We start from the raw sequence: 12,776 nt of genomic DNA, 5'->3' as shown, positions 1-12,776 counted from the left end.
TTTATATATTTCCTCCTTAAAAACCTTGATTTTATACGGCTTTTCAGGCTTCGTATTTCGCTGGTGTACCAATTAGTGTACCAATCTTGTTATATTCGCATGAAAATACATGAATTTTCATATTGCAACGCCTGCCTTCAAAGCCTCTGCCACAAGGTCTATTTCTTTTTGTTTTTCTTCTTCGGTTATATGAACATACAAATTCATAGTGATACCAATATTAGAGTGTCCCAATATTTTCTGTAAGGTTTTTGGCATCATTCCACCTTCAATACATCTAGTTGCAAAAGTATGTCTTAATACATGCATCGAAAAACGCTTGATTCCTGCTTTATCGCAAATTTTAAATAAAGCTGTATCATAAGTGCTATTTTTTACAGGTTGCCCCTTTCTGCAAAGGAACACTGTATCAGCCCACTCTTTATCTATCACTTTGAGTTTTCTGTTCTTTTCTTTTTGAGCCTTAAGAATACAAATTGCTTCGTCCGTAAGTGGTATTGTCCTGTATCCAGACTTGCTTTTAGGCGGTCCAACTCTCCACTCACCAACTTTGTACCTAAACTCCATTGATCTTTCGATTGTAAGAGTCTTCCTTTCAAAATTAATATCTTCCCACTTTAGACCAACAAGCTCTCCTGTTCTAAGTCCCGTCTGCAACGCAAATCTATACTGATACTCATAACTCTGTCCTTTAGCTGCCGCAAGGAAACGCCTTTGATCATCAATTGTAAGAGCCTCTTTTTTATCTGATGGCTTGCCAATATCACTCTTCACCGATTTCTTACAAGGATTTGTTATTATAACTTCGTTTTCCTTTGCAAACTCTAACATGTTATACAATGCAATTCTAGTCTGATAAATGGTTGTCGTCTTATATCCTTCATCCGCCATATCTGAAAATATTTTCTGACAATGTATCGGTTTCACTTCTGTAAGAAGTTTATTTCCTATCACGTTCTTGATATTTCTTTCATAACGTTCGGAATAATTACGAACCGTATTGGGTCTCACTGTCTTTTTCTTTAGATCGATCCAATATTCAAACCACGCATCCACAAGCATGTCTGTAGCATTCTTTAAATCACTATGTTCATCAATATATGTTGCATCTGCTATCCATTGTCTGCATTCCTGCAGTTTCTTAAAACGTTTAGATTTCCTTCGTCCAAATCTATCAGTAAATCTAGCCACATAAAGGCCATTCGTCTGCTGAGAAATTCCGACACCCAGTTCCTTACCTTTTAAGCTTTTTCCCATTCTGGCTCCTTTCCACAAGAAGCCCCAAAATAGCAGAATAAGTATACTACATTGAGGCTTGTATTTCAATATTTACCATACATATGTGTTCACAATCTACTCATGAGTAAACGAAAAAATGCTCTATTATATTTCAATATTCTCGGATATAAACTTCTCAAACTCCTTCCGTTTCACCAGTTTCTTTTTTCCTACATATAACACAAACGGACATCTTGGTGCTCTAAGCAAGCTTTCAATTCTATTTATTCCTATATTGGAATATTCTGCCGTCTCTTTTATTGTGAGCGTTACTTTCTGATAAATAGGCACCTGTCCCTGCACTTCTTTACTGTTGTCCGTTATCAAGCACATTCCGTTCCCCCCTATTCAAATTTTCATTATCCAACGCCAATTCCCTCACAATGACCTCATTGATCTGCTGAATGACACCCTCATCCTTTATCTCACCAAGTACATTTATGATCTGACTCTCTCCTATAGTACACATCTGCTCTCCCATAAAAAACGTATCCTTGTAAAGCCTTCCATTCACATCCTTAGCTGTGACCTTCACATGTACCGGAAAATCCTTCTTCTTATCCTGCGTTGTTCCAGGCATTACAGTAAATACCGGCGAATGTGCATTGGCTGTATTGTTGCTGATAACTACGCACGGCCTGATACCTGTCTGCACACACTTACCCTGATTTTTAAGCTCTGCCCATATTACCATATTTCTTCTAATCTTCATCGGCGTACACCTCCTTCTTCGGTGGCATATACAGATGCATCATCAGTTCCTTCTCATCTACTGTAAATATACGAAAGCCTGCCTCCTTAATAAGTCCAACTCTGTAATATGCATCTGCTATTCCATACGAAATTGTGTCAATATTCACGCATACAACAGCTTCTGCCTTTCCCTGCTTCATACACTCTATTGCACCACTGAAGTAGCGATTATAAATCACTCGTCCCATTATTCCACGTCTGACGATCGCCACTGGAACAAGATTATTCTGCTTTGTAAATTCCCTGATTCTGTTTAACTGCCTGTTCTCTGCCTCTTCAGCTTTTATTTCATTGTGCTGCTCATCTGATGACAGAATAACAATACATCTTGTTGGATTTGCCATCAGCGGTTTCTTGTCTCTGCCTTTTCTTCTCATCTCGTACTCCTATATAATAAAATTCCTTTCAAAATCTATCTTCCGCTAATGTGGATGCTGCGTGTCAAGTTTTCACGGAACTCAACACGCCCATACACTGTTCTCTCACATCTTCTAACGCCTCATCCTCTGTTGGATATATTCCAATCACAGAACCATCACCAGCTCTCGCAATCGTTCCATAATCTGTGATAGTAAACCTGATGCCTGTCAGATTCTCAACGACAGGTTCTGAAGCTTTCTGATCTATTTCTAACATCCTGCTCCATTATCAGGTTCCGCTTTCACCTGAACTCCAGTGTTCAGCACATACACCATCACATCCAGATCCCTGGCTTTCAGAAGAAATGCCTCCAGATCATCTCTATCCTTTGTGATATCATTTATCTCCCTGACGATAACCACTTTGACATAATCCTTTTCCATCCACTCACAAAGGCTTGTCACCTTATCACGGTCAATATCGTCTGAAGCCCCTTCATCAACGATAATTTCCACAATCGGCAGCTCTACACTCTTTGCCTTATCCAGCATATCTGCCGCCATATCCATGATCTTATCAACACTCTTTCTAGACTTGATAAATCCAACTCCCATCACTTCATGTTCTCTCTTAAACTCATTCACATTACTTCTTGTAAATCGCATATCGCTTTTTGTTCCAGTCAGCGTCCTGTCTGGTATGCATTTATCATACTGTACCTGCTCTTTCAAAGTACTCCCTGCAAAAATGAACCTTCTTCATCATTTCATCTTTCAAGGACGATTCTGTATACTCTCATACAATCTGGTAATAAGCTCCGTCTGCTCCTTGGACATGCCAGTATTCTTCTTACCAAATAGAAGGTAATCAGCGGAGCAGCCAAACTCCTGGCATATCAAAACAAGCTGATAAATAGAACATCTGGCAACTCCTGTTTCAATCCGAGACACCTGGTTCCCATTTATTCCAATACAGGCTCCAAGCTGTGCCCCTGTCACCTCATTTTCAATACGGATATCCTGTATCCTCTGTCCAACCTCCATCATCATCTGCTTTTCTTCTGAATTTGCTTCTCTCTTCATTTTCTACATCCTTTCTGATCGTCGTTCTGGCAACCAGAAACAGATTGTTTTTCATATTCAAAATAAGAATCGCCACACTTGCATAAAAAAAGACGCTAAGAGAAAGCCAGATCCAGTCTGGTTGCTTTCCCCTGCGTCTTTGGTGCTGCCATCTTCCGATGTGCCCGTATCAGGTGGGCTATTATTCAATTTTCACACATCAGATTCTGAAAGCGCCATCTATCAGACGGCTAATCAACATACCCTCAGTATATTTCTTCAGAATCATCACACGTTTGCATCTGTCACACTTCACTCCTATACCTTGAAGTGCAACCGCAGAATCATCTCCGCACACATGATAGTTCATCATCAGCTTCTTACATTGTCTGCAGCATATCTCAATCACATCTTTATTATTCATACTACAGTTAAGCTCCTTTCTAAATACAAAAACCATCTCTTTGTACTTGAAAAGGAAAAGGGAATCACCTTTGCAAGCTTGCTTGCCGGGAGTTCCGCGCATACCTCTCGTATGCCCCGGTAAATGCTGATCTTTGAAGCCAACTGACCATGATACATCAAGGTCAGGCTCTTCCCTCTACAAACCATAAATTATTATCCTCGTAATATAGATGACGTTCTCTGCCATCAATCATACATGTGTACCTCATTCCAACACCTCCCGCTTTCAGGCTCGTCGCCCTTCTCATATCGTTTACCCGTTGTATCTCATAAACCGTTCCGTCCTTCCAGCGGAGACTTCTCGGTATCAAAATCCCATCCGTGGTAAATTCTGCAAGCACATCTACATATACCTTATTACTCATTGCCTTAACCTCCTGCCTCATTGAACACCAGCCATGCAAAATCGCCTTCGGCGATGGCTGGCGCTACATATCAAGTTTTCATAGAAAACTTGACACATCCCTATATCACTAACAAATCTTAATTGTACGTGGGCAGTCCTTGAGTCTTGCAATATAGCCACATTCCTCCAGTTTTTTAAGATATGCCTGAACGCTTGATGTGGATTTCAGTCCTACATGCTTTCCTATCTCTCTGACTGTCGGAGAATACCCATGTTCCCGGTTAAAATCGCAAATAAACATATACACAACTGTCGTTTTCTCATTCAAATCATAATACATAATTTAAAATATCCTCCTTTACCTGCCATCTGGCAGTAATCGCGTATGCCAAAGTGTCAAAGCCACCTTGTGCACCGTTAAGTAGAGCAATATGCCCTTAACCAAAGTAACCATGCGGATAAATCATATGGTCTTCCTCCTTTCCAGACTATAACAGTCTCATAGTATAGCTCATGTAGTGTTTCTTTCGTGCTCCAGTATAATGCTCTTATCAAGCGACCGTCAACAGACATGTGTGTCTGGTTTGCTCTCATTTGGAGATTTTGCACTTGCATGATATTTCATTCTGATATATACTATACGGGAAATAAGCAACCAAATTCGAATAGAAAAGAGGCGTAAATATGCATTCCATAGGACAAATCATATCTGAAAATAGGAAAAAACTAGGACTATCACAAGAAGATCTTGCCATTAAGCTCCAGGCAAAAGGATTTAACCTCACCAGAAAGGCAGTCTCCAAATGGGAGCAGAATGCCACTGAGCCCGGCATATCACTCTTCCTGTCGCTGTGTCAGATTCTTCAGATTGAAGATATATACGAAGCATACTTTGGAAGCAATCCATATAATCTGTTTGATGGATTGAACGAAGAAGGGAAACTAAAGGCTTTCGACTATATCAGCCTTCTGCATGACTCTGGCAAATACGAAAAGCACGTATGTCAGATCATTCCTTTTGGCAGAACCATCACGGTATACGAAAATGCAGTATCTGCTGGTACTGGAAACTTCCTTGAAGATGGTCCATGCAGGACTCTTAACATAGATGAAGCTCTGCTGCCAGAAAACACTTCTTTCGGTGTAAAGATCAGCGGCGACAGTATGGAACCAGAGTTCCATGATGGAGACATTGCATGGGTAATCAAACAGGAAACTGTTGAAAATGGTGAAATCGGCATTTTCTCCCTGAATGGAGATGCCTATATCAAGAAACTACGAGAAGACAATGAGGGTATCTTCCTTGTATCACTAAATAAAAAATATGCACCCATCCGTGTCAGTGAAAATGATCGTTTTGATGTATTTGGAAAGGTCGTAGGAACCGGCAGCGCCACAGATTTATCCATCTAAATAGCGAACCATCAAATTCGTGCACATTATTTTGGACATATATTCCACTATACTTTGATTTAAAGAAAAACTTAGAAAACTACAAGGAAGTGATTGAAATGGCAGTTGTCAACAACTTAAAAGAAATCCGCGAAAGCCGTGGCATCATTCAGGATGATCTTGCAGCTGCAACAGGCTTCTGTACCAGAACCATCAGTCGTATTGAACGTGGCGAAGGCACTCCATCCGCTGAGTTTATGCTGCGAATATCCGCATACTTCAACCTGATGGTTGAGGATGTATTTCATATAGAATAGTAGAGACTAGGGCAAACTGCCCCAGTCTCTACTGTTTATTATGGGGAGAGTTACCTGAAAAATAGCTTTTAAATAAAACCCCATCTATATTTTTATTTTCGTATACAAACTCCCACGTATTTATAGAAGATGTCTCTTGAAGTGTTTTTTTTACATCATCATAAGCCATTCTCATATACTGTGCTACAATTTCCGATTTAACATTACCAGTTAGATGTCCGAACGCAGGCAACGTTATTGTAAAAATCTGGTTTTTTATCGCTTCAACAAGTGTACTGCGAGTTGCCGTATATATAATTCGCGGATCTAAAATCGGTTGGGGAATCCTCATCGTTGGTGTATGTAGTATTTTTTTGTTATACCCCGGTATATCTATAGTTAAACATGTTCCTACTGGTTGTTCGCCAAGAAATTCTTTCTGAATTACCCTTTGCACATTTGACTGTAATTGTTCGCCAAAGAAATCAACCAGTGCCTTATCAAGCCCTCCATCCATTATTCCAAATGAATTTGCCGCACTTGTCACTCCGTCTATTTTTTCTATATGATCTTTCAGAAAGCTCTCTATATCGCAACAACAAAGTTCAACATTAGTCTCCCATTGAAAATACTTCATCAAGCTATCTATCATTTTTTCATCAATATCTATTATATATATTTTGTCCAGGAACTTCACTTTCCCATTTCCTTTCACCTGTCTATTTCGTAGATTTGCGACGTTGCCCATTCAATTTCTCTCATACCACTGTCTAAGATTAATCTCTCAGCAATGCAATCTCAACTCCAACCACTCCATACTCCTTCTCCTCCTCACTGCTATAATATTTTAACATTGTTGAAGGCTCAAAATCATTTTCTTCAATCAGATTCTTTTTAACAAGCACTTCTTTTAATTGCACAAAAGAATCCGCTTTATGAATATCCACAACATAGGTCAATATGTTTTGTCCGGTATCTGTATTTGTAAATAATATCTTATCTCCGGGTTTGATAAGCCGTCTCTTTTCATCCCAGAGTCTGAACTCAATTTTTTTCTCGCCGGCTTCTATTCTCTCGAACGGATCCGGTTTTAATCTCATTTCATGAAGCATCACCTACAACCTCCTGATTCTTTGCTAAAGATATATCTCCTCATCAGTAGTAACGCAATAACAGCCTAATGTTCCCCCTTGTTCCATGTGTCCAGCTCCGGCGTCAATATCCATATAGTAATCTGTTCTGTAGAACTTATTACTCATATCTTTATTTAATCTGAAGCAAGGGACATGTCCCACAATAATAAATTGATCAAACCGTTCTTTATCTTTCTTGGGGACTTGATGTAAGTCCATACCAACCATATAACTGTAAATATTATTTTCAAAAGCCTTTTTTATACTACTCTTAACATTAATTGTTCCATCTGCGTTCATTACATAATTATCGCAATCAATACCAGTATGCGTAACGATTACATTTCCTAGATATCGGGAGCTAATTTCCGAGTAAATAGGCAAGTGCTCCAAAAAGGATAATAAATCTTTCTTCTCAAAGGCTGTCATGTTTTTAATCGACTTTAACGTGTCTCCACCTCCAAAGGCCGTCCATGTTCTCTCATCAAAAACTTTATCTGTATTCTTTTCGCCAAGAACACCGTTTAGATACATAACGGCAAATAACTCATGATTACCAAGTAGCAATTCCATCGAGTTATCTAAAATATATGGTTTGACATATTTCAACAGAGCAATCCCATCCGGCCCTCGATCAAAAATATCTCCCATAATTATCAAATTATCTTTTTCTCCATCAAATTCTATCTTCTTCAAAATTTGCTTAAATTCTAACAAATTACCATGAATATCTGATATTAAATATAGCATATTACTCCTACCCATTCTGATCTATGTTTTCATCAATTTTCTTAAGTTCCGATATAAATGATTCATCCTGTCTAGGCCAAATAAATCTCGTTAACAACCCTATAAATATCTCTTCCGCAGACAGCAGACTCATACATACCATTACAATATACAATATCTTTGAAAAAACATTGATTTCTGCAAAGCACTCCTCAACAGCTACTGTTGCAAGTCTTACATTAAAAGGAATCGTAACAAATAAAACAAGAACGAACATCCATATACTTTCATTCTTTTTAATGAAAGACACACTTTTCACAGCTAAACACAATATTCCAACTGCAGTTGCAATTCCCCATAAACCAAATGTGCAGGTCAATCCTGAACATACGGAAGAATACAATATCATACCTACATTGACTGCACCTATTACCAATTTTGCCATATCGTATCTCAAATTCATTGAAACAGCGCTCCTATCCATATACTGATATCTGCAACTACTACAAGCGGCACTATAAATTGAAAAACTAAAATTACAAGACTTACACATATATTTGCTGCCCCACATATACCATGTACAGCAAAATAATCGACTCTTCTTTGTCTATCAAACAACACAGAAAGATTTGCTTTTGCCGCATCGACAACGAAACCTCCAAATAGACTGCTTAAAGCGTGTTCCCCATCTAATCCTTCAGTAAAAGCCAGGTTCATGAGTACTAAAAAAACATTCTGTAATGCGGCAAATAACAGAGCTACTTTCCATGGTCTCAAGAAATTTCCAAATGTTGCCAATATCATAAGTACTCCTGCTAACAACAAATTCATTTCCACACCAGCAAGATTAATCTGTGCTCTTTTTGTATTGCTCTTTATCTCTGATTCATCGATTAAAACATATGCACCAAGGAACATTCCATTCAACATCACTCCAGCTTCAAACACTCTTCCATTTTCATCACTTAAGCAGGAAAAAGCATGCGCAGATTCGTGCAATATCGTTCCCAGAAAAATACCTCCAATACTTCCCAGTAATATATTCAATATAGTAGGATCTTCCATCCCCCATGTATTTTCATATGCAAATATACAGTAAAGCCCATATGCAAAAACCGGCAGGAATAAGATGCACAACAGAAAGTTCAATATTCTAGGAATTACCGAATTTGTTCTAGTCTTATTAGGAATAATCAATGTATATAATTTCATCTCATCTATATGCATACTTCTTCCTGCTTCTCTTACTAGCATACATTCTTTTAAGAATCTAAAGTAGTTGGTACATTCATCGGCTGAAAATCCTTTCATCCTATATGGATTTCTATTTCCATTAAGTCTTGTCAAATACCTAGCCTCTCTGTCTGACAACTTAATCGTTTCATCAATCAGACAGTTTTTCGCTATTACACCATCACGTGTTCTTTTCATCACAACCCAATTAGCACAACACGGATACTTTCCATTTACATTAATTTTTGTTGGCATAAACTCACCTCCGCATCTACCGACTTATGCCAATATATCCACAAAATAATCTGCTTTCCCCATCTCCATGAACTTACACAGATCCACAACATGTTCATTAAAAAGCATAAGTTTTTCCTTACCATCTTTCCATGGATACAATCTGTCCGCGTGATAATGTCCCCAGGCCCATCTACGATAATCCAACTGGTTTTCAATTTCACCCAAATACAATTCCATGGTCTTATCTACCTGAGATTGATCAATTGAGCCAAGGAACAAGTCATTCGGTTCAAATTCTATAGGACATGTATGCGAAATAACCAAATCCACTGATTTTTCATGATTAACGAGCATTCCTCCATACTGCATTTCTTCTTCCGATAGCTGCTCATCAGCAAACCACTGCCACCCATTTGCCAATCTGAGCCATTTGTCAACAGAGTATGCTCCTGGCAAAGACAATGTCTTGTAACCTGCAAATTCATAAATAGCCGGACCATCCACAAGATATTCGATATTCGGAAAATCATTTTCAACATAAACCAATCCGCCATATTTTTCTATCGGATTCCATCTCGATGGATTGCGCTTAATCACATCACTGACTCTAGATTCATGATTTCCTCGCAAACAAATATATGTAAATGGCAGCTTTGATAGTGATGTCTTGTAATAAAAATCCGCCAATCCTGTTATTGAATAGTTTAATCCAACATCTCCTAACAATATGATATTATTCTGGCAATCATCCAACTTTAGTCTTTCTCTATGATGATTATAAAAATACTCTATGGCTGCAGCTTCGCCATGGATATCTCCTAGTAAAAACCAATTTTGTTTCACTACACCCTCCTGTTATCTAAAAACTACGAGTAAACAATGCAATATCGTGATTTATAAGCTGTAAACAGACTTCCTTTGCATCTTTTTTATCACAAAGCACCGAATACATTACAGTTACTGTATTTTTGTTGTTCATTGAGCTTCTCACTTCACACTCATGAACCAATGACGATAAATATATGTAACCATTTCTCTTCTCTATATCTGCAACTGTGTCCAGCATCATATCATTATAATCATCATCTACAAATTTATATTCCAAACTATGCATCACATAAAGCTGCTGGTTTGGATTGCTCTCTTCGTTATCCAATCCATAGAATTCAAACTTCAACTCAAACCACTGTGCATAGCAAGAATCAAGGTAAAATCCACTTGTAAATCCTGTTTTCTTACCATTGTCATTCGTGTCGATTCTAATATGTATCTTTTCATTTATAACACTTTGCAGCTTATCAAATTTTTTAATAAATGCAGCATATGGCTCGTTAGTTAAAATATCATCTCGTTCTTTCTTCCTGAATATCATCATATGTCCATCTCCTCCTATAATGTATACTTCACGGTTCATTGTCATATATAGTAATAATCTCATCCTCAGGTTCTTTGATTTCTTCTAATATCTAGTCATCTGTCTGTTTATTCAGAAGACTATCAATCGTTAGGTAATATATCTGAGCCGCTGTCTCCGCATAGATTCTGGCATCCCTTTCAATCGGCTGCTCATAATACTCCATCTGTCCTTCCAATGTTTCGTCCCCTGGTTTATAATTACTCAAATTTGTTATCCAATCATTCACTCCATCCTGCTTGAATGCGTATAGATTTCTCTGTTCCGGAGTTACATTAATATACATTTCTGAAACAAGATTCTGATAGCAATGTCTGCATTCATGTAAAATAGTCATAAGGAGTTCGTCAGATGTTCCGCCTGGCAAACTACCATCTTTTATCGGCTTAGAATTAATGATAATCGTCTTGGTTGAATGATTATATGTTCCGAGCAATGATGTATCTTCAATATCTTTAAACTCGATATCTATCTTACATAGCCCAAGATATCGTCCTTCGCAATAACAAATTGCTCTCAAAACATCGCACTTTTTTTCATAATCGAGTGTTTGGAATGTATCATTATCTCTTATCCATTTTATGGTATCTATATTTTCCTCGAGCCGATATTCATCTCCATAGTCTTCATGAATACTTAGTTCTCCTCCATATCCCGATATTCCAATTCCATCTTGTACATCTTCAGCATTAAGACCATACTCTGCACAAACCTTTGCATAATAATCCTCGTTTAACTTATCATTCGGAAAACATTTAAGTGTTATTGGCAGCGCTATAATGACTATCGCCGCACAGACTCCAGCATTGCGCCTTACCACCTGTGTGCTTCTAAGGAATCTTGAGATAATAATCTGTTTTTTTCTATCTATTCTCCTTATCCTCTTAGCAATTATGCGAACAACTCCAAGCAGCGATATCACAAATAGTCCCACTCCTAACCACTTGATGAAACTAAACGCGTATTTCCCAATAGTTAAAACTGTATAGGATCCAATGCCTAATAAAATATCTAGAACAACCCCTTTACCACTCCGATTATCATTGTAACTGAAAAGAATTCCGAACACACTGGTCAATAACATGCAAATAATCAACCTTGGAATTGAATTATTATATTTTGCGATCGGCACAAAATAGGGAAGTATATTATATACGTCAAATGACCCTAATATGAGCCCATACAAAAAATGATCAAACAAGTATTCGCCCTTTGAGAGTGTTGATTTATCCTTGAGTTTAATCCCCTGTTTTCGCATGTTACCAGCCTCCTTCGTGTATCTATATCGTTTTCTATTGTTATTCTACGAATCTTTATGATTTCTTCTCGTTAAAGCTCAAGTACAATTCTGCATAATCAAGTTCGTCAACATCCAAAAATCTATCTATTGTACTGCAGTAAAGCGAAAACGAATAATATGTTCCACTAACAGCAGGATAATTTTTCCATCAGTTCACATGGATATCATTATCTTCACTTAAAACACCATATAACTCTTCTTATATTCCGTCTCTACAGCGTACAACTACGCTCTTTCTTTTATTTGTAAATCTGCCTCCTTATGTTTGTCCATAAATACTAACCATTCTTCCTCATTTATTCATCAAATTTTTGCTTATTCACATTTATCATCTAACACTGCATACACCTCTACATATGCCAATTTATCCACCTCCAGATACCGAGAAATGTCTGCACAGTACAAAGAAAATGAATAATAACTATTTATAGTTGAAAAGGCTTTATATGTAGAAAGTATATGTAAAATTTCTCCTTGCTCATTGCACAAATTGGCAAATACTCTAAACTTCTTCATTTCTCGCATGTCTTTTACAAATGAAATAGCTCCATTTACAAATATATCATTTTCACTATTTTTACTGCCATGAAGTTGCGCAAATGCCAGAATTTGACCTTTTGCTATCTTCACCTCTATATTTTTCATATCTATCTTGCTCTCCTTACCGCCCACATCTCTACATTTTTACATTATATAAATTATTATTTGTATAACATTCAAGGGAGGAATTAAATTTATCCGTATTGGCGATTGGAAAATGCAACTCCACAGATGACTTA

General features: G+C 37.6%; 21 protein-coding genes. 2 read left to right on the top strand and 19 right to left on the bottom strand.

Features of this window, described 5'->3' with window-relative positions; translation table 11 throughout:
- Positions 1-117: 117 nt before the first annotated feature.
- From DW159_RS01410 to DW159_RS01365, 10 genes are all read right to left on the bottom strand, one after another.
- Positions 118-1,257, bottom strand: coding sequence for a tyrosine-type recombinase/integrase (locus DW159_RS01410; protein ID WP_117548706.1), 1,140 nt, complete (start codon positions 1,255-1,257; stop codon positions 118-120).
- A gap of 126 nt (positions 1,258-1,383) precedes the next feature.
- Positions 1,384-1,611 carry an excisionase gene (locus DW159_RS01405; RefSeq protein WP_117548705.1) on the bottom strand — a complete coding sequence of 76 codons (228 nt, stop codon included), beginning with the start codon at positions 1,609-1,611 and terminating at the stop codon, positions 1,384-1,386.
- Positions 1,586-1,990, bottom strand: coding sequence for a type II toxin-antitoxin system PemK/MazF family toxin (locus tag DW159_RS01400; protein ID WP_117548704.1), 405 nt, complete (start codon positions 1,988-1,990; stop codon positions 1,586-1,588). Before DW159_RS01400 ends, DW159_RS01405 begins: the two co-directional genes overlap by 26 nt.
- On the bottom strand, positions 1,980-2,408 hold the full coding sequence (locus DW159_RS01395; protein ID WP_117548703.1) for a resolvase: 429 nt from the start codon (positions 2,406-2,408) through the stop codon (positions 1,980-1,982). The genes DW159_RS01400 and DW159_RS01395 overlap by 11 nt, the downstream gene beginning before the upstream one ends.
- Positions 2,409-2,472: 64 nt before the next feature.
- Positions 2,473-2,667, bottom strand: coding sequence for a hypothetical protein (locus tag DW159_RS01390; RefSeq protein ID WP_117548702.1), 195 nt, complete (start codon positions 2,665-2,667; stop codon positions 2,473-2,475).
- Complete coding sequence (locus DW159_RS01385; protein WP_117548701.1) at positions 2,661-3,122, bottom strand: hypothetical protein; 462 nt, start codon at positions 3,120-3,122, stop codon at positions 2,661-2,663. The genes DW159_RS01390 and DW159_RS01385 overlap by 7 nt, the downstream gene beginning before the upstream one ends.
- Before the next feature lie 42 nt (positions 3,123-3,164).
- On the bottom strand, positions 3,165-3,473 hold the full coding sequence (locus DW159_RS01380; protein WP_117548700.1) for a helix-turn-helix domain-containing protein: 309 nt from the start codon (positions 3,471-3,473) through the stop codon (positions 3,165-3,167).
- A gap of 199 nt (positions 3,474-3,672) precedes the next feature.
- Positions 3,673-3,876 carry a hypothetical protein gene (locus DW159_RS01375; RefSeq protein WP_117548699.1) on the bottom strand — a complete coding sequence of 68 codons (204 nt, stop codon included), beginning with the start codon at positions 3,874-3,876 and terminating at the stop codon, positions 3,673-3,675.
- A 163-nt stretch (positions 3,877-4,039) separates the two neighbouring features.
- On the bottom strand, positions 4,040-4,282 hold the full coding sequence (locus DW159_RS01370) for a hypothetical protein (RefSeq protein WP_117548698.1): 243 nt from the start codon (positions 4,280-4,282) through the stop codon (positions 4,040-4,042).
- Positions 4,283-4,390: 108 nt separating this feature from the next.
- Complete coding sequence (locus DW159_RS01365) at positions 4,391-4,603, bottom strand: LexA family protein (RefSeq protein ID WP_117548697.1); 213 nt, start codon at positions 4,601-4,603, stop codon at positions 4,391-4,393.
- A gap of 344 nt (positions 4,604-4,947) precedes the next feature.
- Between DW159_RS01365 and DW159_RS01360 the strand changes: the two genes are divergently transcribed.
- On the top strand, positions 4,948-5,676 hold the full coding sequence (locus tag DW159_RS01360) for an XRE family transcriptional regulator (RefSeq protein WP_117548696.1): 729 nt from the start codon (positions 4,948-4,950) through the stop codon (positions 5,674-5,676).
- A gap of 98 nt (positions 5,677-5,774) precedes the next feature.
- Positions 5,775-5,972 carry a helix-turn-helix transcriptional regulator gene (locus tag DW159_RS01355; RefSeq protein WP_117548695.1) on the top strand — a complete coding sequence of 66 codons (198 nt, stop codon included), beginning with the start codon at positions 5,775-5,777 and terminating at the stop codon, positions 5,970-5,972.
- A gap of 28 nt (positions 5,973-6,000) precedes the next feature.
- Here the strand turns inward: DW159_RS01355 and DW159_RS01350 are convergent, their stop codons facing one another.
- The 9 genes from DW159_RS01350 to DW159_RS01310 form a co-directional block, all read right to left on the bottom strand.
- Entirely contained in the window at positions 6,001-6,699 is a 699-nt protein-coding gene (locus DW159_RS01350; RefSeq protein WP_117548694.1) for a macro domain-containing protein, read from the bottom strand.
- A 28-nt stretch (positions 6,700-6,727) separates the two neighbouring features.
- The gene (locus tag DW159_RS01345) at positions 6,728-7,063 is read right to left on the bottom strand and encodes an ASCH domain-containing protein (RefSeq protein ID WP_117548693.1); all 336 of its coding nucleotides are present in this window, start codon (positions 7,061-7,063) and stop codon (positions 6,728-6,730) included.
- Positions 7,064-7,087: 24 nt separating this feature from the next.
- Entirely contained in the window at positions 7,088-7,834 is a 747-nt protein-coding gene (locus DW159_RS01340) for a metallophosphoesterase (RefSeq protein WP_158547565.1), read from the bottom strand.
- 7 nt (positions 7,835-7,841) lie between these two features.
- Positions 7,842-8,276, bottom strand: coding sequence for a hypothetical protein (locus DW159_RS01335; RefSeq protein WP_008401850.1), 435 nt, complete (start codon positions 8,274-8,276; stop codon positions 7,842-7,844).
- Positions 8,273-9,301, bottom strand: coding sequence for a hypothetical protein (locus DW159_RS01330; protein ID WP_117548691.1), 1,029 nt, complete (start codon positions 9,299-9,301; stop codon positions 8,273-8,275). Before DW159_RS01330 ends, DW159_RS01335 begins: the two co-directional genes overlap by 4 nt.
- Positions 9,302-9,325: 24 nt before the next feature.
- On the bottom strand, positions 9,326-10,126 hold the full coding sequence (locus DW159_RS01325; protein ID WP_117548690.1) for a metallophosphoesterase family protein: 801 nt from the start codon (positions 10,124-10,126) through the stop codon (positions 9,326-9,328).
- 16 nt (positions 10,127-10,142) lie between these two features.
- Positions 10,143-10,658, bottom strand: coding sequence for a hypothetical protein (locus tag DW159_RS01320; protein ID WP_117548689.1), 516 nt, complete (start codon positions 10,656-10,658; stop codon positions 10,143-10,145).
- 91 nt (positions 10,659-10,749) lie between these two features.
- Positions 10,750-11,955: a hypothetical protein gene (locus DW159_RS01315; RefSeq protein ID WP_117548688.1), complete on the bottom strand. Its 1,206-nt coding sequence runs from the start codon at positions 11,953-11,955 to the stop codon at positions 10,750-10,752.
- Between the two features lie 357 nt (positions 11,956-12,312).
- On the bottom strand, positions 12,313-12,642 hold the full coding sequence (locus tag DW159_RS01310; RefSeq protein WP_117548687.1) for a hypothetical protein: 330 nt from the start codon (positions 12,640-12,642) through the stop codon (positions 12,313-12,315).
- Positions 12,643-12,776: the final 134 nt, after the last annotated feature.

This window comes from Coprococcus sp. AM14-16 (assembly GCF_003434675.1).
Lineage (GTDB): Bacteria > Bacillota > Clostridia > Lachnospirales > Lachnospiraceae > Coprococcus > Coprococcus aceti.
Note: the sequence above shows the minus strand (reverse complement) of the source record. Positions and strands in the feature narration are given on the sequence as shown.

Coding starts and splice junctions, on each gene's coding strand:
- DW159_RS01410 (WP_117548706.1), bottom strand. CDS start 1,257: ATGGGAAAAAGCTTAAAAGGTAAGGAACTGGGTGTCGGAATTTCTCAG.
- DW159_RS01355 (WP_117548695.1), top strand. CDS start 5,775: ATGGCAGTTGTCAACAACTTAAAAGAAATCCGCGAAAGCCGTGGCATC.
- DW159_RS01370 (WP_117548698.1), bottom strand. CDS start 4,282: ATGAGTAATAAGGTATATGTAGATGTGCTTGCAGAATTTACCACGGAT.
- DW159_RS01360 (WP_117548696.1), top strand. CDS start 4,948: ATGCATTCCATAGGACAAATCATATCTGAAAATAGGAAAAAACTAGGA.
- DW159_RS01405 (WP_117548705.1), bottom strand. CDS start 1,611: ATGTGCTTGATAACGGACAACAGTAAAGAAGTGCAGGGACAGGTGCCT.
- DW159_RS01335 (WP_008401850.1), bottom strand. CDS start 8,276: ATGAATTTGAGATACGATATGGCAAAATTGGTAATAGGTGCAGTCAAT.
- DW159_RS01395 (WP_117548703.1), bottom strand. CDS start 2,408: ATGAGAAGAAAAGGCAGAGACAAGAAACCGCTGATGGCAAATCCAACA.
- DW159_RS01375 (WP_117548699.1), bottom strand. CDS start 3,876: ATGAATAATAAAGATGTGATTGAGATATGCTGCAGACAATGTAAGAAG.
- DW159_RS01350 (WP_117548694.1), bottom strand. CDS start 6,699: ATGGGCAACGTCGCAAATCTACGAAATAGACAGGTGAAAGGAAATGGG.
- DW159_RS01380 (WP_117548700.1), bottom strand. CDS start 3,473: ATGAAGAGAGAAGCAAATTCAGAAGAAAAGCAGATGATGATGGAGGTT.
- DW159_RS01390 (WP_117548702.1), bottom strand. CDS start 2,667: ATGTTAGAAATAGATCAGAAAGCTTCAGAACCTGTCGTTGAGAATCTG.
- DW159_RS01365 (WP_117548697.1), bottom strand. CDS start 4,603: ATGTATTATGATTTGAATGAGAAAACGACAGTTGTGTATATGTTTATT.
- DW159_RS01310 (WP_117548687.1), bottom strand. CDS start 12,642: ATGAAAAATATAGAGGTGAAGATAGCAAAAGGTCAAATTCTGGCATTT.
- DW159_RS01340 (WP_158547565.1), bottom strand. CDS start 7,834: ATGCTATATTTAATATCAGATATTCATGGTAATTTGTTAGAATTTAAG.
- DW159_RS01330 (WP_117548691.1), bottom strand. CDS start 9,301: ATGCCAACAAAAATTAATGTAAATGGAAAGTATCCGTGTTGTGCTAAT.
- DW159_RS01315 (WP_117548688.1), bottom strand. CDS start 11,955: ATGCGAAAACAGGGGATTAAACTCAAGGATAAATCAACACTCTCAAAG.
- DW159_RS01320 (WP_117548689.1), bottom strand. CDS start 10,658: ATGATGATATTCAGGAAGAAAGAACGAGATGATATTTTAACTAACGAG.
- DW159_RS01345 (WP_117548693.1), bottom strand. CDS start 7,063: ATGCTTCATGAAATGAGATTAAAACCGGATCCGTTCGAGAGAATAGAA.
- DW159_RS01400 (WP_117548704.1), bottom strand. CDS start 1,990: ATGAAGATTAGAAGAAATATGGTAATATGGGCAGAGCTTAAAAATCAG.